The 18,502-nt window shown below is 72.2% G+C and carries 18 protein-coding genes; 6 read left to right on the top strand and 12 right to left on the bottom strand.

Features of this window, described 5'->3' with window-relative positions; translation table 11 throughout:
- Positions 1-59: 59 nt before the first annotated feature.
- On the bottom strand, positions 60-872 hold the full coding sequence (locus tag ABZX75_RS11155) for a hypothetical protein (protein WP_355409886.1): 813 nt from the start codon (positions 870-872) through the stop codon (positions 60-62).
- The gene (locus tag ABZX75_RS11150) at positions 869-1,723 is read right to left on the bottom strand and encodes a diacylglycerol kinase (protein ID WP_355410122.1); all 855 of its coding nucleotides are present in this window, start codon (positions 1,721-1,723) and stop codon (positions 869-871) included. Before ABZX75_RS11150 ends, ABZX75_RS11155 begins: the two co-directional genes overlap by 4 nt.
- A 184-nt stretch (positions 1,724-1,907) precedes the next feature.
- Between ABZX75_RS11150 and ABZX75_RS11145 the strand changes: the two genes are divergently transcribed.
- Both ABZX75_RS11145 and ABZX75_RS11140 read left to right on the top strand, forming a co-directional pair.
- The gene (locus ABZX75_RS11145) at positions 1,908-3,191 is read left to right on the top strand and encodes an adenylosuccinate synthase (RefSeq protein WP_355409885.1); all 1,284 of its coding nucleotides are present in this window, start codon (positions 1,908-1,910) and stop codon (positions 3,189-3,191) included.
- A 406-nt stretch (positions 3,192-3,597) separates the two neighbouring features.
- Positions 3,598-4,920 (top strand): hypothetical protein, encoded by a 1,323-nt coding sequence (locus tag ABZX75_RS11140; RefSeq protein WP_355409884.1) that lies wholly within the window; start codon positions 3,598-3,600, stop codon positions 4,918-4,920.
- 97 nt (positions 4,921-5,017) lie between these two features.
- On the opposite strand, the gene ABZX75_RS11135 is transcribed toward ABZX75_RS11140, so the two are convergent.
- From ABZX75_RS11135 to ABZX75_RS11115, 5 genes are all read right to left on the bottom strand, one after another.
- Entirely contained in the window at positions 5,018-5,416 is a 399-nt protein-coding gene (locus ABZX75_RS11135) for a PIN domain-containing protein (RefSeq protein ID WP_355409883.1), read from the bottom strand.
- The gene (locus tag ABZX75_RS11130; protein ID WP_355409882.1) at positions 5,413-5,661 is read right to left on the bottom strand and encodes a hypothetical protein; all 249 of its coding nucleotides are present in this window, start codon (positions 5,659-5,661) and stop codon (positions 5,413-5,415) included. Before ABZX75_RS11130 ends, ABZX75_RS11135 begins: the two co-directional genes overlap by 4 nt.
- A 56-nt stretch (positions 5,662-5,717) precedes the next feature.
- A complete protein-coding gene (locus ABZX75_RS11125) occupies positions 5,718-7,394 on the bottom strand; it encodes a hypothetical protein (protein WP_355409881.1) in 1,677 nt (558 codons plus the stop codon).
- A 134-nt stretch (positions 7,395-7,528) separates the two neighbouring features.
- Entirely contained in the window at positions 7,529-7,828 is a 300-nt protein-coding gene (locus ABZX75_RS11120; protein WP_355409880.1) for a DUF397 domain-containing protein, read from the bottom strand.
- Positions 7,825-8,661, bottom strand: a complete 837-nt coding sequence (locus tag ABZX75_RS11115; protein WP_355409879.1) for a helix-turn-helix transcriptional regulator — start codon at positions 8,659-8,661, stop codon at positions 7,825-7,827. The genes ABZX75_RS11120 and ABZX75_RS11115 overlap by 4 nt, the downstream gene beginning before the upstream one ends.
- Positions 8,662-8,786: 125 nt before the next feature.
- On the opposite strand from ABZX75_RS11115, the gene ABZX75_RS11110 reads away from it, so the two are divergent.
- Positions 8,787-9,263 carry a hypothetical protein gene (locus ABZX75_RS11110; RefSeq protein WP_355409878.1) on the top strand — a complete coding sequence of 159 codons (477 nt, stop codon included), beginning with the start codon at positions 8,787-8,789 and terminating at the stop codon, positions 9,261-9,263.
- Here ABZX75_RS11110 and ABZX75_RS11105 read toward each other — a convergent pair.
- The 4 genes from ABZX75_RS11105 to ABZX75_RS11090 all read right to left on the bottom strand — a co-directional run bounded on the left by ABZX75_RS11105 (position 9,188) and on the right by ABZX75_RS11090 (position 13,090).
- Positions 9,188-10,066 (bottom strand): alpha/beta hydrolase, encoded by an 879-nt coding sequence (locus ABZX75_RS11105; RefSeq protein ID WP_355409877.1) that lies wholly within the window; start codon positions 10,064-10,066, stop codon positions 9,188-9,190. The genes ABZX75_RS11110 and ABZX75_RS11105 overlap by 76 nt on opposite strands.
- Positions 10,067-10,237: 171 nt before the next feature.
- The gene (gene kynU / locus ABZX75_RS11100; RefSeq protein WP_355409876.1) at positions 10,238-11,680 is read right to left on the bottom strand and encodes a kynureninase; all 1,443 of its coding nucleotides are present in this window, start codon (positions 11,678-11,680) and stop codon (positions 10,238-10,240) included.
- On the bottom strand, positions 11,673-12,518 hold the full coding sequence (locus ABZX75_RS11095; protein WP_355409875.1) for a tryptophan 2,3-dioxygenase family protein: 846 nt from the start codon (positions 12,516-12,518) through the stop codon (positions 11,673-11,675). The genes kynU and ABZX75_RS11095 overlap by 8 nt, the downstream gene beginning before the upstream one ends.
- Before the next feature lie 158 nt (positions 12,519-12,676).
- Positions 12,677-13,090: a DUF3151 domain-containing protein gene (locus tag ABZX75_RS11090; RefSeq protein ID WP_355409874.1), complete on the bottom strand. Its 414-nt coding sequence runs from the start codon at positions 13,088-13,090 to the stop codon at positions 12,677-12,679.
- Positions 13,091-13,292: 202 nt separating this feature from the next.
- On the opposite strand from ABZX75_RS11090, the gene ABZX75_RS11085 reads away from it, so the two are divergent.
- From ABZX75_RS11085 to ABZX75_RS11075, 3 genes are all read left to right on the top strand, one after another.
- Positions 13,293-13,451 (top strand): hypothetical protein, encoded by a 159-nt coding sequence (locus ABZX75_RS11085; protein ID WP_355409873.1) that lies wholly within the window; start codon positions 13,293-13,295, stop codon positions 13,449-13,451.
- Between the two features lie 164 nt (positions 13,452-13,615).
- Complete coding sequence (locus ABZX75_RS11080) at positions 13,616-14,731, top strand: MFS transporter (protein ID WP_355409872.1); 1,116 nt, start codon at positions 13,616-13,618, stop codon at positions 14,729-14,731.
- A gap of 125 nt (positions 14,732-14,856) precedes the next feature.
- Positions 14,857-16,338, top strand: a complete 1,482-nt coding sequence (locus tag ABZX75_RS11075; RefSeq protein ID WP_355409871.1) for a transposase — start codon at positions 14,857-14,859, stop codon at positions 16,336-16,338.
- A 173-nt stretch (positions 16,339-16,511) separates the two neighbouring features.
- Here the strand turns inward: ABZX75_RS11075 and ABZX75_RS11070 are convergent, their stop codons facing one another.
- A complete protein-coding gene (locus ABZX75_RS11070; RefSeq protein WP_355409870.1) occupies positions 16,512-18,437 on the bottom strand; it encodes a GAF domain-containing protein in 1,926 nt (641 codons plus the stop codon).
- Positions 18,438-18,502: the final 65 nt, after the last annotated feature.

Here is an 18,502-nt window from a genome sequence, read left to right as displayed (position 1 = left end):
CCGTCGGCGCGGGCCAGAGCACGCCAGGCCGCGAAGACCGCCGGGCAGCGGGGTGTGGCTCACCGGCGGGAGGCGCGGCGGTCGAGCCGGGCTCGGCGTAGGGGGCGGGCCGCGCCCAGGCGGCCGGTCGAGGGGGACCAGAGGATCGCGGCCGTCGCCGGGGCGGCTGACAGGCGGATCTCGATCCTGTCACACGCACCCGCGGCCACCACCCCGGGGCGGCCCGTCTCGTCGATCGGGTCCGGCCGCCCGGGAAAGGCCGCTCGCGGCCTGCCGTACGTGTGCGCTTCGACAGCCCGACCTCCCAGCCTCCTTCTGAAGACGAGCCGACACGCAGCGAGCGCATGCCACGCAGTGCGGCGAGGACCCGTCCCGGGCAGGCCGCGCCCGACAGGCGCGGCACGCCCGGCAGGCGCGGCAGACCCAGCAGGTCCGGCAGACCCAGCAGGTCCGGCAGGCCCGGCAGACCCGGCAGACCCGGCAGACCCGGCAACAACGGCCCTACGCGGCCACGGCCGCGGGGGCAGCGCTCGCCGGCCCAGCAGGCCCAGGGTCAGTACGGGCCCCCCGTCCAGCACCACCACCGGCGGAAGCCACCCGGCGCGGACCACCACCGCCTCGTACGAGGTCCAGCGCACCGCCGGGTCCCGCAGGGCGCGGCGCGCGCGCCGGACGGCGTACAGCTCCCGCACCCCGAGCACCACCGGGCTCAGCAGCACCACCAGCAGCAGCGGCCGGGTGAGCAGGCTCGCCACCACCGCCGGCCAGCAGAACACCGGCAGCAGGCACAGCAGCAGCCCGTCGCGCCGCCAGTCGCCCAGCGCACCGCGAACCGCGACCTCGGCGGGCGGCCCGCACGGCCGCCCGGTCACCGCGGCAGCGTGAGCGCCCAGGCCCCCGCGAGCAGGGTCCACGTACGCCGCCGGACCGGCCCGGTCATCGCCGCGTCGGCCCGGTAGCGGAAGTCCGCGCCCGACACCGTCACCGTCTTCGCCCGCACCCGCACGGCCGACCCATCACCGCCACCACCACCAGCGGCACCACCACCGCCGCCACCGCCGATCCGGACCACGACCTCCGCCAAGCCTCCGTCGTCCCGCGTCGCCACCGAGACGTCCTCCACCGCCCGGTCCACATCCGCCAGCACCACCCCGTCGGCCTCGACCCGCAGCCGGTGGCGCCCCGCGCCACCGCCCGTGGTCACCGGCCCCACCAGGGTCCGCACCAGCGAGCGGTACGCGCTCCACACGGACGGCCCGGCCGCCCGCGGAACCGTCCGCACCGGCGGAATCCGCAGCGCGCCCAGCACCACCCCGTCGCTGTCGTCGACCAGCAGGTCACACGTCCGGACCGACCCGTCGAGCACGGCCCGCGCCGCCGACACCGCCGACAGCGGCACGCCGAGCGAGCGCGCCAGCCCCAGGGACCCCGCATGCCCCACCGGCACCAGCGACAGGGCGCCCTCGCCCAGCCCCCGCTCCCGGTGCAGCAGCCCCACGGTCCGCACCAGGGCCCGGTCGTCGCCCACGATCACCAGCCGTCGATGACCCCGGCGGGCGAGAGCCCGCGCAAATTCCTCCTGCGAATCCGGGAGGCAGATTTTCGCCGCCGCTCCCGCTGACAACACATCCTTCGCGATCCGCACGGACTCGCCGTCAAGACGGCGGGCGACCGGGTCGACGAGCACAAGGAGGCCGCCTACCGGCGCGCCCGCATGGCTCATGGTGGGCTCTGGAGCCGACACCTCGGTCCTTCCTCGGGTAGCATCTTTGTGCAAGAGGCCCTTGCGCTATTGCGCCAGGGCCTTCGTCTATTCCGGGGTACCGGTCCGACGGCTCAGCCTGCGGTGTACATCGTCGTACGCCCCCTGACCTTGGACATGCCCCATCCGGAAGAGGTGTACGCCTGTGCCCGCTCTTGTGCTGCTCGGAGCTCAGTGGGGTGACGAGGGCAAGGGAAAGGCCACCGACCTGCTCGGTGGATCAGTTGACTACGTAGTGCGCTACCAGGGCGGCAACAACGCCGGCCACACGGTCGTCGTAGGCGACCAGAAGTACGCACTGCACCTTCTCCCTTCCGGCATCCTCTCCCCCGGATGCACCCCGGTCATCGGTAACGGCGTCGTCGTCGACCCGGCCGTCCTGCTCTCTGAGCTGCGCGGCCTGAACGACCGCGGAATCGACACCTCCAAGTTGCTCATCAGCGGCAACGCGCACCTCATTACGCCGTACAACGTCACTCTCGACAAGGTCGGCGAGCGATTCCTCGGCAAGCGCAAGATCGGTACGACCGGTCGCGGCATCGGCCCGACGTACGCGGACAAGATCAACCGCATCGGTATCCGCGTCCAGGACCTCTACGACGAGTCGATCCTCACCCAGAAGGTCGAAGCGGCCCTGGAGGGGAAGAACCAGCTCCTCGCGAAGCTGTACAACCGCCGCGCGATCGACTCGGCGCAGATCGTCGAAGAGATGCTCCAGTACGCGGAGCAGATCAAGCCGTACGTCGCCGACACCACCCTGATCCTCAACAACGCGCTGGACGAGGACAAGGTCGTGCTCTTCGAGGGCGGCCAGGGCACCCTGCTCGACGTCGACCACGGCACGTACCCCTTCGTCACCTCCTCGAACCCGACCGCGGGCGGCGCCTGCACCGGTACGGGTGTCGGCCCGACGAAGATCAGCCGCGTGATCGGCATCCTGAAGGCCTACACCACGCGTGTGGGTGCGGGCCCGTTCCCCACCGAGCTGTTCGACAAGGACGGCGAGGACCTGCGCCGCATCGGTGGCGAGCGCGGTGTGACCACCGGCCGTGACCGACGCTGCGGCTGGTTCGACGCGCCGATCGCGCGCTACGCCACTCGCGTGAACGGCCTGACCGACTTCTTCCTCACCAAGCTGGACGTGCTGACCGGCTGGGAGCAGATCCCGGTCTGCGTCGCGTACGAGATCGACGGCAAGCGCGTCGAGGAGCTCCCGTACTCGCAGACGGACTTCCACCACGCGAAGCCGATCTACGAATACCTCCCCGGCTGGTCCGAGGACATCACCAAGGCCCAGACCTTCGACGACCTCCCGGCGAACGCCCAGGCGTACGTCAGGGCCCTGGAGGAGATGTCGGGCGCCCCGATCTCCGCGATCGGCGTCGGCCCCGGCCGCACCGAGACGATCCAGATCAACTCGTTCCTCTAGGCGGTTCAGGGCCCCTGAGGCCACCCGGCGCCACCTGGCACCACTTGGCGCCACCCGAGGGGGCGGGACGCGCGATGCGTCCCGCCCCTTCGGCGTATCCGGCCTCCGCGCGTATCCGGCGTCCGTGCAGGTCACAGCGGTGGATGGCCGCCGGTGGCCGCCGATGGCGGCTGTTGCAGAGCGGTGACACGGAAGCGATTGTTCCAAGATCGGCCAGGCGCGAGGATAAGCACACCGCAGCTACCGGGAAGATCGGCCAACCGGCCGGGACCGCCCACTTCGCACCACCACGGGACCCGCGCTCTGCCGGCACCCGCCCGCTCTTCTCCTCCGCCTTCTTCTCCGTGTTCCCGGCCCGCTGCCGCCGCGCAGTACGCCCTTTCTGATTCCTTGGGGGGAGTCCACCATGTCCACTCGCACCACCGGTCCCGGCCGCCACCACCTCCGCACCGCGGCCGCCACCGTTGTCGCCGCCGCCGTCGCCGGCACCGTCGTCATGCCGCTGTCGGCGTACGCCGCTCCGGCCGAGCGCAAGCAGCCCGTGCTGAAGCTGGAGATGGGCGCGGCGGTGCCGAGCGGGCCGCTGACCCGCGGTGGTGACACGGAGACGTTCGAGCTGACGGTGAAGAACCCCTCGGCGCAGGTGGCCTCCTTCCACCCGTGGCTGATCGGCCGGGCCCTCGGCGCGAGCCCGCTCCAGCAGGAGGACGTGGTCTACAAGGTCGAAGCGGTGGACGCGCCGGCGACCGAGTCCTTCATCGGGCAGCAGGACGGCGAGTGGCAGGGCATGTTCCACCCGGCGGGCCGGTCCAACGCCGGATTCGAGGTCCCGGCGGGCGGCAAGATGTCGTGGAAGGTGACGATCGGCCTCGGCAAGAGCTACCCGACCAACGACGGCGACTTCTCGCTGCGGGCCACCAGCTACGCGAACGAGGTGGCGCAGGACGCGCAGCCTTCGCTCACCTTCAAGACGGACCCGTCGATGACGCCCGGCAAGCTGAACACCCGTATGGAGGCCGTCGGCCCGTGCGAGGCCGGCGGCGACGCGACCCAGTGCCGGGAAGTGAAGCTCGCGTACCAGCAGACGGGTGACGGCGCGTTCAACTCCGCCCTCGCCACCTACCTGAACGCGTCCCCCGAGGGCGGCCGGAGCCGCGAGGCTGCCCCGGACCTCCAGATGCGCATCCTGGCCGACGGCCACTGGAAGGACCTGAAGACCGACGACCCCGGCAACTACCGCCTGCCGGACATCGCGAAGGGCTTCGGCTCCGCCTCGGGCGAGCGCGTGGTGCGGCTCCAGGTGCGGCTCGGCCCGAAGACGGACGTCAAGAAGCTCACGCGGGTCGCTCTGCGCGCCGATGTCGGTCTGGCGACGGGCAACACCTACGCGTTCGCGGGCGCCGAGACGGCCTTCAGCCTCTCCCCGGCCAAGCCGGCCACCCCCGCCCCCGGGACCACCGGGCCCACCCCCGGCAAGTCCCCCTCGCCCTCCGCGACGCCGTCCGCGAGCCCGTCGGCCACCGCGTCCGCCACCCCGTCCGCCTCCGCGACCCCGGCGGCCTCGGGCGACACCAACCACACCACCACCTCGGCCGGCGGCTCCCTGGCGAACACCGGCGCCGACTCCCGGACCGGCCTGTACTCCGCCCTGGCGGCGGCCCTGATCGCCCTCGGCGGCGCGGCCGCCTGGTTCGGCGCCCGCCGCCGCAGCGGCACCACCGGCGCCTGACCCCGCCGCGCTCCACACGCACGCAGGGCCCGGCACACCCGTGCCGGGCCCTGCGCGTATGTGTGGAGCCGTTACGGCACGACGCACGACGTGTCCGTCAGAGCCCGATGATCCTGACCCGATCACCGCAGAGCGCCGTCATGTCCTCGACGTCCAAGGTCAGCACGACCACCGGGCCGGGCTGGCGCAGCGCCATCTCGGCGACCGTCGCGTCGATCGCGTACTTGTGCCCGTGCAGCCCCACCGCCTTGAGGAGCCGGGCAGCGGCCTTCGCCGCCTCCTCCGTCACGGGCTCCACCTTCACGGTCGACAGGGCCCAGTTCAGCTTGGACTGGTTCACGCGTGCGTGGCTGACCTCCACGATGGTGTTGGCGCAGACGACGAGCTCGGTGCCTGCCGACTGGAGCCGACGGAACAGCGAAAACGTCTTACGGTCCTGCGTAATGAGAGCGGACAGGCCCTCGGAGTCCAGAACCGCCGTCACGTATCGCTTCATGCGGCGACCGTCTGCTCCTTGTCCTCATCAGGGCCGAAGAGTCTGGCGTCGGCCTCGGCGAGCTCAGCCTCGGTGAAGGCGCCGTGCTCCTCTTCGTAGCGGTCGAGGTACTGGCCGAGGAGCTCGTTGCGAATTCGGCGCGCGACCGCCTCGGCAACGTACCCGGAGATGTTGTCCGTCATCTTCCGGAGCTCCTCCACCTGCTCGGTGGGGAGCGTCACGGTGATGCGTGTAGTCCCTGACACAGGTCAAGCATACTCACGTATGCGAGAGGGGGGACGGTTTCCGGGGTACCCGCAGATCACTGGGTCTCGTAGTAGCCGAAGATGTCGACGATCAGGTCGACGCCCTCCCAGCCCTGGTTCCAGAAGTCGACGATGCCGTTGTAGCCGGAGCTCGCCTGGACCAGGTTCGGGACGGTCTTGCCCGCCGTCCAGTTCAGGGTCGAGGAGACGGGCCGGTCCGGGAAGACCGCCGTCTTGTTCTTGTACTGCTCCCACGTGTTCGGGTCCGGGGCGACCGACAGGAAGCCGGGGCCGCGCGTGTTGGTGACCGTGGTGTTCAGCACGTAGCCCGCGATGCCCGACTCCCCGGGAGAGAAGGCCGAGTACGTGTATCCGCGGGCCGGTGACGGACCGTGCGGCCAGCGCGGGTCACGGGTGTCGAAACTCCGGGTCGGCTGCACCGGCATATAGGAACCCGTGCTGTCCTTGCTGTACATGCCGACGAGCTCGACGATGACGTCGGTCGGGGCCCAGGCGCCGTTGCGGATCGTGACCGAACCGTCGGCGGCGACCGGGACGATCACCGAGTTGGCGACGGTCTGGCCGGCGGTGAAGTTCACGTTGGACGTGGTCGGCGCCGCCTGGTCGCCCGGGTAGGCGGTCAGGTGACCGGCCTCGCGCGGGTTGGTGACGGTGATGTTGAGCGCGACGGCCGTGCGGGGGCCACCGGCGGTCACCCGGACGGTGAAGGATCCCTGCCCGGCGACCTGGCCCCGCTGGGGGCCGTTGCCCTCCCGGGTGTCGACGATGCGCTCCGGGGTCCTCGGGGTGTAGCCGCTGGACGCCGTCCGGCCGAAGTAGCCGGTGACGTCGGCGATCAGGTCGACCGGCTCCCAGCCGCCGTTGTACAGGTTCACGCACCCGTCCTGGCCGACCGGCACGATGACCAGGTTCGGGACGGTTTGACCGGGCTCGAAGTTGACGTTCGACGTGGTCGGCCGCTCACCGCCCGAGCCGTAGACGGTCACGTGGCCACCGCTGGTGGCGTTGGGGGCGGTCACGTTGAGGGCCACGGCGGTGACCCCGGCGGGGATCTTGCCGTTTCCGCCGGCCTTCAGACGGGTCGTGCCGTATCCGGGGACCTTGCCCTTCGTGGCGCCCGTGCCGTTACGGGTGTCCAGCAGGCGGGTGGGCCCGTACGGGGTGAAGTCCGAGCCGGCGGTCGTGATCGTGAGCTCGTTGCTGACGTGGGTCTGGTTCGGGACGTCGGCCACGGTGACCCTGACGGTGTAGTCGCCGAGCTCCGGGTAGATGTGCGTGTGCTTCAGCACGGCGGCGCCGTAGGGGTCGGCCAGGTCGAAGGTCCCGTCGCCCCAGTCGATGGTGACGTTGAGCGAGGCATCCGCGCTGTTGATCGTGGTGTCCAGCTCGAAGCCGTGCGCGGACGTGGCCTTGGCGTTGAGGACGACCGCCAGGTCCGGGTTCCCGGCGGCGACCTGCGCCTGCGCCTGCGGGGATGCGGCGGCCTTGTCCTTGGCCGTCGGCAGAGCCTTGCGGACCGTACGGTCGGCAGGGCTGGTGAAGGTCTTGAAGTTGGACGCCCCGGCCTTGGCCAGGTCCACGGCGGGCGCGGCCACCCCCTGCGCGACGGGCGCGACCGGATTGGCCGGATCGGCCGCCTGGGCCATGCCGGGTGTGAGACCAACGCCGGCCGCGATGACGGCAGCGGAAACTATGAGTCGGCGATTGCGCACCGGCCCCCATTTTTGTTTTTGAACGCGCTCAGGATTCAAATCCCGCTCAGGGTACACAGCCTCGCGGGGCTGGTCAGGCGGGTTTCTCCTCGGCCCGGGAGGGTTGGCACGTATCTGTCCTGAGCTGTGACGTCCTAGGCGCTCGCCGCCCAGCCCGCGAAGTCGGCCCAGGCCTGGCCGGCCAGAGTGAGGGTGGGGCCGGGGTTCTTGGAGTCCCGGACGTGAATGGCGTGCGGGCAGGTGGCCACCTCGACGCACTGTCCGCCCGCGTCGCTGCTGTAGCTCGACTTGTGCCAGTCGTAGGCCACCTCAACGCAGTTACCGCCGCCGCCGTCGCTGTAGCTGGACTTGTGCCAGTTGTAGGCCACCTCGACGCAGTCTCCGCCGCTCGGGTTGCTGTAGCTGGACTTGAACCACCGCAGGGTGGTGCTCATTGCTGCTCTCCCGCCAACCGCTCGATGAGGCCCAGCGATTCACGTGGACCAAGGGCCTGTGCGCGGATCTTCGCATACCGCTGTGAGTACATACTCACCTTGGCCGGATCGCTGATCAACAGGCTTTCATCCTGCGCCTCCATGTAGACGAGCCGTTCATGACCAGGAGTTTCGACAAGAGTCATGCCTCCGCGCACGCCGCCGTGTTCACCCCCGAAGCCGCAGTCGAGGGGCAGCACCTGCACCGTGACGTTACGACGCTTACCCAGTTCGGCAAGGTGTCGGTACTGGGCATGCATGGTCGCCGGGCTGCCGATGCCCCGCCTCAGCACGGACTCGTCCAGGATGAACTCGATGAGCGCGACCGGGTCCCGGTCGAAGAGCACCGTTCGTTCCATCCGCGCCTCCACCAGCTCATTGACCCGCTGCTCTGAAAGAACCGGAAAGCCTCCCGCGATCAAAGCACGGGCATAGGGCTCCGTCTGGAACAGTCCGTTGACCACATGGGTCTCGAACACAGACAGAGTTAGGCACCGCTGCTCCAGCGCAATGAAATCCTGGAACTGTGCGGGGTACTTGTCCAGCCGGACCAGTTCCCGCGCCGCCTCGAAGACGCCGAGCCCGCCCCCGATCTCAGTCTCCAGCCCGACCAGCATCTCGTCACTCGCAGGCTGCGCACAGGTCTCCAGCGCGCTGATCGCGGCGGCCGAGTAGCCGAGCCTCTTGCCCAGCTCCTTCTGCGTCAGCTTCTCCTTCTCTCGCAACGCGCGCGCCAGATGGGATACCAGACGGGTCGCCCCGCCCGCCGTCTCCTTGTTCGCTGCCTTGGCCATGGAGAGCACCCCCACACTCAACCGGACTCAACCAGGCTCAACCAGCGCAGGCCGAGTTCCTACCGTTTTGGCCCCTCCAGTCGGAGCCATAGAAAACGGTAGACCTGAGCCGTCAAGGTTGAGGCATGAACACTGAAAGTGACGGGGTCAACTCCCGTACGCCCAGCTGGGTTCCCGCCTCCGGGGTCGGAATCCGCAAGGCCGGAGTGCTATTTGACGCGCTACGTGTGGACGGTGACACGGGACGGGACCTCGCCGACCTGCTGGTGACGCTCACAGGCGGTGACCCCGGGCCGATCTTCACACAGAGCAACGGCCGCCGCCCGGTGTACTTCCTGATCCCGGTCGGCAGCGCCGCGTACCGCGTCTGGCCGGCCGGATTCACGCGGCTCACCTCGGGGCCCCGCCGGGCCACCTACATCCCCGTCCCGGAGCTCGACGGCTGCTGGCCGCTCGCCTGGCGGTGTCCGCCCACCGGCGAGGACCGCTTCGTGCACGCCCTGCTCCTGCACCGCGCCGCCGGGCTCTACCAGGCCAGCTGCGAGATCTCCTCCGCCACCACCGCGCAGGCGTCCGCCGCCGGGTCGATGAGCGGGAAATGACCGACCCCGTCCAGCAGCGTCAGACCGACCATCTCCCCCGCCTGCGCGGCCGCCGCCACATACGCCTCGGACACCCCCGCCGGGACCACGATGTCCTCGCGGCCGTGCACCACCGCCGTGGCGATGCTCGTCGGGAGCAGGGCGGCCGGATCCGCGTACGGGAGGCGCTCGGACCAGTGCTCCGCACCGCCCAGTAGCTGCGCGCTCGCGCCGCCGCACACCTCCAGCTCCTGCGCCACCGTGAAGTCCGCGATGGGGGCCAGCGCCACCACGCCGCGCAGCAGCGGCGGGGAAGGCAGCCTCCACGGGGCCCCGGACGGAAGCACGTGCCGGGCCGCGGCCCACAGCGCGAGCTGGCCGCCGGCCGAGTGGCCGGTGACGACGGTCCGGCGGACGTCGGCCTGCGGGAGAGCTGCGGCGGCCAGCTCCGGGAGGGCGTCCATCGCGGCGGCGACGTCGTCGAACGTCTCGGGCCAGCGTCCGGCCACGGGACCCTCGGCGTTCTGGTGCGGGAGGGAACTGCCGCGCCGGTACTCGACATTGGCGACGGCGAAACCCTGCCGGGCCAGGAAATCCGCGAAGGGCGTGACGTGCTGCCGGTCGTACGGGGCGCGCCAGGCGCCGCCGTGCAGGACCACCACCAGCGGGGCCGGGGTCCGGGTCTGGCCGCGCGGGGCGTAGAAGTCGATGACGTGGTCGGGGTGTTGCCCGTACGCGGCGCTCGCGTCCGGTGCCACGGCCGGATGGGAGAAGGCCGAGGCGGCCTCGGCGGCGTCCCGTTCCACTGCGGCGGGGTCCGTCATCGGCTCAACCTCTCGGTAACGCGTGGGACAGCAGGGACAGATGTTCCGGTGTACCGGCAGAGCGGGACCGTATCAGTCTGGAACGGAACGTTCCGTGCGGGGTCCGGGATGTGGCAGAGCGGGCGGAGCCATAGCCCCGCCCGCTCTGAGAGGTGACGTTTCGCTACCGGGTCACCCGAAAATGTGACCCAGTGTGCGTGCGGCACGCTCCGCGTCGGCGAAACCGACGTAGAGCGGGGTGAAGCCGAAGCGCAGGACGTCGGGGGCGCGGAAGTCGCCGATGACGCCCCGGAAGATGAGCTCCCGCATGACCTCGCGGGCGTTCTCCGTACGCAGGGAGACCTGGCTGCCGCGGTGACCGTGCTCGGCCGGGGTGACCGACTCGACCCGGCCCGGCGGGACGTACGCCGCCACGCATGCGAGGAAGAAATCGGTCAGGGCGAGCGACTTGGCCCGTACGGCCTCGACCGATACCCCGTCCCAGGCGTCGAGCGCCGCCTCCAGGGCCAGCATGGACAGGATGTCCGGCGTACCGACCCGGCCGCGCGCCGCACCGTCGGCCGGGCGGTAGCCCGGGGTCATGGCGAAAGGCTCGGCGTGGCTGTTCCAGCCGGGGAGGGGGGAATCGAAGGCGGCCTGGTGGCGGTCGGCGATGTAGAGGTACGCGGGGGCGCCGGGGCCGCCGTTCAGGTACTTGTACGTGCAGCCGACCGCGAGGTCGACGCCGTGCGCGTCCAGGCCGACGGGGAGGGCCCCCGCGGAATGGCACAGGTCCCAGACGGTGATCGCCCCGGCGGCGCGCGCGGCCGCGGTGACGGCGGGGAGGTCGTGGAGGCGGCCGGTGCGGTAGTCGACGTGGTTGAGCAGGACGACGGCCGTGTCCGCGTCGATCGCTCGCGCGGCCTGCGCGGGCTCCACCGGGGTGACGGTGAGGCCGGTCATGCGGGCCGCCGACTCGGCGATGTAGCCGTCGGTGGGGAAGGTGGCGGCGTCGACCAGCATCCGGGTACGGCCCGGCCCGGCGAGCCGGGCAGCGCCGACCAGGGCCTTGAACAGGTTGACGCTGGTGGAGTCGCCGACCACGACCTGGCCAGGGCCCGCGCCGATGAGGGGGGCGATCTTGTCGCCGATCCGCTCGGGGGCGGTCCACCAGTCGCTCTCGTCCCAGGACCGGATGAGGAGCTCGCCCCACTGCCGGGTGACGACGTCGGCGGTGGTGGCGGGGACGCCCGCCGGGAGGGCGCCGAGGGAGTTGCCGTCCAGGTAGACGACTCCGTCGGGGAGGGTGAACCGCTCGCGGAGCTTGCCGAGGTCGTCGGCGGCGTCGAGCCGTGCGGCGCGGGCCGCGAGGTGGGCTCCGCCCGGGGTCGGCGGGGTCCCGGCGGGGGCTTCGGCGGGGGCTTCGGCGGGGGCTTCGGCCGGGGCTTCGGCCGGGGCTTCGGCCGGGGCTTCGGCCGACGCCTCGTGATCCGCCGGGCGGGAGCTGCTGGGGGCGCTGCCCCCAGACCCCCGCGCCTCAATCGCCGGCGAGGCTGATTTTGCCGGGACCGGCTGCGCCGGTGAGGGCGGGGGCGCCGGGTGGGCGGCCGGTATCGGGTTGGTCGGGTCAGACATAGCTGCGGGCCGTCCACAGTTCCGGGAAGACGTTCTTCTGGGCGCGCTTCTCCAGCCAGGTCACCCCGGCCGAGCCGCCCGTGCCGGTCTTGGCGCCCATCGCACGGCGGGTGGCCACCAGGTGGTCGTTGCGCCAGCGCCAGACGAGCTCGGCGACATCCGTGAGGACCTCGCCCAGGCGGTGGAGGTCCGGGTGCTGGTCCGGGGACGTGTAGAGCTGCGTCCAGACGGCCTCGACCTCGGCCGAAGGCTCGTAGCGCTGCGAGAGGTCGCGGTTCAGGACGGCGGCCGGGACCGGAAGGTCACGGCGGGCCAGCAGGCGCAGGACCTCGTCGTAGAGGCTGGGCTCGTGGAGGGCCTTCTCCAGCTCCGCGTGGACGCGCGGGGCGCCCCGGTGCGGGACCAGCATGGAGGCCGACTTCTCGCCGAGCAGGAACTCCATCCGGCGGTACATCGCCGACTGGAAACCGGAACCCTCACCGAGGGCGGCACGGTACGCGTTGAACTGGCCCGGGGTCAGCTGAGCGAGCGGGCGCCAGGAGGCGTTGAGCGCCTCCAGTTCACGGAGGGATCGTTTCAGCGCGTCCATCGCGACGGGGATCCGGTCCTCGCGCAGCGCGCGGGCCGCCGTCTCCCACTCGTGGACGATGACCGTGAACCACAGCTCCATGACCTGGGTGGTGACCAGGAAGACCATCTCGCCCGGGTCGTCCGAGCGCAGGTGCTGGAGGTGGGTGAGGACGTCCGCCTGGACGTAGTCCTCGTAGGGGGTCGTGCCGTCGAAGTCGAGGTTCGGGGTGTCCGAACCGGCTCCGGAGGCATCAAGGGTGTTCGACATCGCTGTCTCCTCGACACGTGCTTCCGGGTAGCGGTCCGCTCCTTCCGTGAGGTGAGTGGAGCCCCGGTCCCCTGCCCGCATCATAGGACGCCGCCCCGGTGCAGCTCCAGCGGGGAGTGACGCAGGACACAGCGCCACCCCCCGCCGAGAGGCCCGGATCAGGCGTTCAGCGTGTCCGCCGCCGTCGGGGAGGAGTCGCGCAGGAAGGTCGAGCAGCGCTCGTACTCCTCCTTCTCGCCGATCGCCTCGGCCGCGCGGGCCAGGGCGTGCAGGGCGCGCAGGAAGCCACGGTTCGGCTCGTGCTCCCACGGCACCGGGCCGTGGCCCTTCCAGCCGGCGCGGCGCAGCGCGTCGAGACCGCGGTGGTAGCCGGTACGGGCGTAGGCGTACGACTCGACCGTGCTGCCGGCGGCGAACGCCTCGTCGGCGAGCAGCGCCCAGGCGAGTGAGGAGGTGGGGTGCGCGGCCGCCACCTCGACGGCGGGCGTACCGGCGGCGAGGGCCGCACGGCCCGGCTCGTCGGGGAGGTGGGTGGGGGCGGGGCCCCCGAGCAGGTTCTGGTGAATGGACATGCGCCCAGTCTGGGGTATGGCGGCGACGGACCGGGCGACACCCGACGAGCGCGAGTGCGTCAACTCCGCGGACTCGGCTCCAGGGGTTTGACGGACTGGGGCCGGGGCGACTGACACCGCTCCTTCCGTATACGCAATATGACTCGGTGTCACCACTCCGTCTCCCTGACCCCAGCAGAAGGGCCTCGTTCCCATGTCACATGTGACCGTCGGAAACACCGAAAGCAGCGCCCGACCGACGTGCGAGTCGCTCGGCGACGAACGGGACGAGGGCCGCGGCCCGGCCGCCGAGGAGGACGGCGGCGAGCTGTTCTCCGACCAACTCTCCCGGGTCATACGGGGCTTGCTGGCCGCCCGGTGACGGCCTTGGCGTACGAAGCGCTGGGCGGCGCGGCCCCCGAACCAGGACCAGGACCAGGACCAGGACCAAGGCCGGGACCAGGGCCAGAACCAGGGCCGAGACCGGGATCGGGACCGGGACCGGGATCGGGATCGTCGGCGCCCGCGCCCGCAGGCGTCCGGCGGGTGCCCGTCGGATGGCTCCTGCTGCTCGTGGCGCCCCTCGGCCTCGGGATGACCGTCCCGGCGCTGCTCACGGCGGACCTCGCCGCCGGGCTCGCGGTCCCGGTCCGGGCCACCACCTGGCTCAGCACGGGCTTCGCGTGGGGCGTGGCCGTCGGGACGCCGCTGCTGGCGGGGCTGATCAGCCGCCGCGGTGCGCGGGTCACCGTGGTGGTGAGCGCGGTGCTGATGCTGGCCGGAACCGTCCTCCTGGCCATCTGGCCCGTGCTGGCGCCCACCGTCGCGGGGCGCGCCCTGCAAGGCATCGGCGGCGGCGGGCTGACCGCCGTGGCGATCACCCTGGCCGTGACGCCCCGCCGGACGGGCGTGCTGGTCTCCGGGATCGCCGCCGCCGGGGCGCTGGGGCCGACGGCCGGGTGGCTGCTGGTGGCGGTGGCTCCGTGGCGGCTGGTGCTGATGCTGACCGCCGTGGGTCTCGTGGCCGTGCCGGTGGTGGCGGGGTGGTCGCCCGCCACCACCCGAGCACGGACCGCCCGAGCCCACACCACCCGAGCAGGGACCACCCGAGCACGGACCACCGGAGTGCCCGCCACCGGAGCACCCGCCACCCGGCCACCGCGTCGACGGCGGCCCCACGCGGGCTTCGACGCCTTCGACGGCTTCGGGGCCGGGCTGCTGGCCGTCCTGGTCACCTCCCTGCTGTGCGTGCCGCAGGCGCCGGTCGTGGCCGGGGCCGTGTTGCTGGTGGCGGGCATGCTGCTGGTGGGCTGGCTCCAGGTACGGCCGGGCGGGCGCGGCCCGGCGCCCGCCGTACGGTGCCGTACGTTCCCGCTGGTCAGCGCGCTCGGGCTCGCCTTCCTGCTGGCCGCCGCGCAGTTCACCCTGCCGTTCGCCGGGGCCGCCCTGACCGGTGGTGGTCCGGCCCCCGGGGTGGTGCTCCCGCTCGCGTCCGGCGCCGTCGCGCTCCTGGCGGCTCCGGTGGGGCGGGTACTGCTGACGCGGTTCGCCACCGGCGGACCGGACGATCCCCAATCATCAACCGGAATACGGCTGTTCATTACCTGCTACCAGCTCGGCGGCGCCGTAGGGCCGGCCCTCGTCGCACCCCTGCTGCTCTGACCCCCGGACGCGAGGCGGTGGTGGGCTCCCCACCACCCCGCGCCCCAGGCGTGTGCCCGGCACACCTCCCCGCGAGGGGTCACCCGGAACGACGGTAGAGGTGCCATCGACGAAGGGGGAATGTCGTGAACACCAACAGCACTACCGGCACCACCATGACCACCAGCACCAGCACCAGACCCGGCTCGGATCGACAGCAGCCGGGGCGCGGTTCGGCCGCCGGGCTCCGGCGTGATGCGGTGGATGATGCGGTCGAGGAACTGTGCGCGGCGGTGTTCACGTCACTGCGGCGCCGGGATCAGCGGGAGCGGGGGCGCCAGTACGTACGGGGACTGCTCGCCGCCCAGGGCCGCAAGTCGATCCGCAACATCGCCCAGCAGATCGGGCCCGGCGGTCCGGCCGCCGAACAGGCCCTGCACCACTTCATCGCCGGTTCCACCTGGGACTGGCAGCCGATCCGGAGCGCGCTCACGCAGTACCTGGGGCAGACCACCCCGCTCAACGCGTGGGTCGCGCAGCCGATGGCCATCCCGAAGGGCGGGGACCACTCGGTGGGCGTCGGCCACCGCTTCGATCCGCACCAGGGCCAGATGTTCCGGGGGCAGCAGGCCTTCGGGACCTGGTTCACCTCGGCCGGTGTGACCACGCCGGTGGGGTGGCGGCTGTTCCTGCCGGACGACGAGTCCGAGGGCTGCGGCGGGGAGCGGGAACAGGCGGAGCGGCTCCGAGGAGGACTGAGGGAACACGAACGGGAACTCGCACGGGAACACGAAAAGGAACGGGAACAGAGACAGGACCCGACGGCTCCGGAGTCCGAGCAGCAGTCCCTGCGACGCCCGGAGGAGTCGTACGAGGCCTGCGCCGTCACCGGAGTGCTGGAATCCGTACGCGACGGACAGATGTCCGTACGGCCGGTGGTCCTCGACATCCGCGACATCGCCACCCGGTCCACGCTGAACCGATTCGCCGAGGCCCGGGTGCCCGTGGTGGCACGCGTCAGCTCCGCCGCCCGGCTGCTGGTGACGGATCCCGCACTGCCGGGATTCGGCGCCGGCACGCTCTCCGCGCGGGACATCCTGCAGAACGTACGCGGCCTGCGCATGCCGGTCGAATGGGCCGACCCGGACCGACCGGGCGTCCGGCGCAGCTCGCTGGTGGCGGCGGTGCGGGTGATGGTGCCCGACCCCGCACCGGGGCGGCGGCGGGAGGTGCTGCTGTTCGGGGAGTGGCCGGACGCGCGCAGGCTCCCGACCCAGCTGTGGGTGACGGACATGACGCGGACACAGCCCGGTGCGCTGGTGCGAATGACGAAGCAGGCGCGGCGGGTGGCGATGGCGGCCGGGGAGAGCGTGCGGGAGGTCGGGCTGCGCGACTTCTCGGGGCGGTCGCTGCCCGGTTGGCACCGGCATGTCACGCTCGCGTCGATCGCCCACGCGGCCCTCGCCCTGGGCGGGGGCCTTCAGCTCCCGGCGGCGGCGCCCGCGCCGGTGGCCCGTCCCGTGGCGGCCCCGCACCTCGGCGTGCCGGTGGCCGCGGCGGCGGGACACGGCGTGCGGCGGCCGGCGGCGTCGGCGGTCCGCGCCCACGCGGCCCTGGCAGGCCGCTGAGCCAGGCGGGACCCGTGGGGGCACCGGCCGTGGACCGACGGCCGAACCCCCGTTGCACCCCCGTTGAACCCCGTCGAACACATTGACCCGTTGAACTCCCCGTCGCCAGGGCCGTCCCCTTGGCGGCGGGGCCCCGGGGGGGGGAGCGCCCTCTCAAGGCCTCCCGCCTCCCGCTAGGGAGACCGGTCCGGCGACGCGCGGCGGTCCTGAAGGACCACGCGCGCCTTGCGCAGGCGCAGAGCCATCTGGATCTCCAGGGCCTGGGCCGGTTTCTGCCAGCCCTCGCCCAGGAGTTCCGCGATGCGCTCCAGGCGGCGCGACACCGTGTTCGGGTGCACGTGGAGCGCTTCGGCGGCGTGCGTGGGGCTGCCGCCGGATTCGTAGTACGCGTCCAGGGTGCGCGTCAGCTCGGTGAGCCGGGTTTCGTCGTACTCCAGGACCGGCCCGATCGTGGAGGCGATGAAGGCGTCCACGTCGTGGTCGGCCGAGAGCAGCAGTCCGAGGAAGCCCAGTTCGCGCAGGGAGGCCGTGCCGCCGACTCCGTCGAGGGCGGTCAGGGCGTCCAGGCAGCGCGAGGCCTCCTCGTACACGGCGGCCACGCCCGAGGCGCCCTCGGTGGGGCCGGCCGCGCCCGTGGAGACGGGGTGGCCGAGCAACGGCGACAGCTCGGTCGACACCTGGCGGGCCGCCAGCGAGGCATCGTCCCCCGGCAGCAGGAGCACGATGCAGCCCCGGCGCACCCCTTTGAGGCCGCTGCGGCGGTACGCGTACGAACTCGCCCAGGCGACCGCCTTGCCCAGCTCCCCGCCCTCGGGGCGGGCCACCACCACCACGTGCGGCGCGTCGAGGTCGAGCCCGAGCCGGCGGGTCCGTTCCCGCAGGTCCAGGTCGGCGCGGTGCGGCCGGTCCAGCAGGTCCTGCAGCAGCTCGTCGTGGACGGGGCCCTCGGCTGCCGCCGTGCCCCGCTGGATCAGCAGCAGTGCGGCCATCGCCTGCGCCGCCAGTTCCAGTAACCGCACGTCCTCGTCCGTCAGCGGCGCCGACGCGCGCAGCACCAGCACCCCGAGGTCCTCGGCCCCGGCCGTCACCGGCGCCACCCACACCTCGCCCGGAAGCGCGACGGGGGCCCGCCCGGTGTGCGCCTGGAGCGCGGCACGGGTGACGGCCTCCTCGTCCAGGCCGGGCAGTTCCTCGGCGGCGGTCAGCGGGCGCCCGCCCGGATCCCGTACCTGGAGTACGCCGTCCAGCGCGTCCGCGGTCGCCCGCGCGAGCGTGGACAGCCGGGCCCCGTCGAGTACCAGCCGGACGAGGCGCGCGTGGCACTCCCACAGATAGCGGACCCGGGTCAGGGCCGTGTTGGTGGCGGAGCTGAAGTGCTCCAGCTCGGTGACCTCGTCGCGGGTGCGCTCCAGCAGGCTGGCCTTCTGAATGGCGAGCGCCGCCAGGTCGGCGAGGGAGAGCAGCACCCCGATCTCGTCCGGGGTGAAGTAGCGGACCTTGCGGTCGGCGCAGTACAGCGCGCCCAGGGTGGAGTCACCGTGGCGCAGCGGGACCGCGATGACCGCGTGCAGGCCCTCGGCGCGCACCAGCGCGTCGACGGCCGGACCGTGCGGAACCGTGTCGTCATGGGGGTAGTCGGCGCTCCACACGGGAGCGCGGCGCTCCTGGGCGAGACTGCCGAGGCTCTGGCCGGTGCCCAGTTCGAACCCGACGCCCAGTGCGGTGGTGTCTCCCTCGGAGGTACGCACGTAGGAGGTGCCGTCCGGGCGCTGGAGACTCACGTACGCCATGTCGAAGTTGAGCAGCCGGCGCGCTCGCCGGGTGATGACGCGCAGCAGGCTGTCGAGGTCGTAGGGCGAGGTCAAGTCGTGTGCAGTGTCCACGAGCGCGGAGAGGGCAGCCTCCCGGGCACGGCTGCGGCCGGCGCTGGCCAGGACCCTACGGGCCAGGACGGCCGCCTTGGCCATCTGGGCCAGTTCGGCCTCGCCGACGCCCGACCGGAGGGCGTCGTGCAGCAGTTCGTCGATGCGGGCCGGCGGCGCCTCCTGGGCGAGGAGTTCCAGCACGGCGAGCGCACCGGTCCCGTGGTCCCAGGCCATAACCCCTCATCCCCCCGTGGCCGGCGCCATTCCCCGTGGCGGCGGCTTCAAGCCATCCGAACCTA

This window comes from Streptomyces sp. NPDC003038, assembly GCF_040611115.1.
Classification (GTDB): domain Bacteria; phylum Actinomycetota; class Actinomycetes; order Streptomycetales; family Streptomycetaceae; genus Streptomyces.
This window is presented reverse-complemented; position numbering and strand designations above follow the sequence as displayed.

Coding starts and splice junctions, on each gene's coding strand:
- ABZX75_RS11150 (WP_355410122.1), bottom strand. CDS start 1,723: ATGAGCCATGCGGGCGCGCCGGTAGGCGGCCTCCTTGTGCTCGTCGAC.
- ABZX75_RS11140 (WP_355409884.1), top strand. CDS start 3,598: ATGTCCACTCGCACCACCGGTCCCGGCCGCCACCACCTCCGCACCGCG.
- kynU (WP_355409876.1), bottom strand. CDS start 11,680: ATGTCTGACCCGACCAACCCGATACCGGCCGCCCACCCGGCGCCCCCG.
- ABZX75_RS11070 (WP_355409870.1), bottom strand. CDS start 18,437: ATGGCCTGGGACCACGGGACCGGTGCGCTCGCCGTGCTGGAACTCCTC.
- ABZX75_RS11115 (WP_355409879.1), bottom strand. CDS start 8,661: ATGGCCAAGGCAGCGAACAAGGAGACGGCGGGCGGGGCGACCCGTCTG.
- ABZX75_RS11135 (WP_355409883.1), bottom strand. CDS start 5,416: ATGAAGCGATACGTGACGGCGGTTCTGGACTCCGAGGGCCTGTCCGCT.
- ABZX75_RS11105 (WP_355409877.1), bottom strand. CDS start 10,066: ATGACGGACCCCGCCGCAGTGGAACGGGACGCCGCCGAGGCCGCCTCG.
- ABZX75_RS11110 (WP_355409878.1), top strand. CDS start 8,787: ATGAACACTGAAAGTGACGGGGTCAACTCCCGTACGCCCAGCTGGGTT.
- ABZX75_RS11095 (WP_355409875.1), bottom strand. CDS start 12,518: ATGTCGAACACCCTTGATGCCTCCGGAGCCGGTTCGGACACCCCGAAC.
- ABZX75_RS11120 (WP_355409880.1), bottom strand. CDS start 7,828: ATGAGCACCACCCTGCGGTGGTTCAAGTCCAGCTACAGCAACCCGAGC.
- ABZX75_RS11090 (WP_355409874.1), bottom strand. CDS start 13,090: ATGTCCATTCACCAGAACCTGCTCGGGGGCCCCGCCCCCACCCACCTC.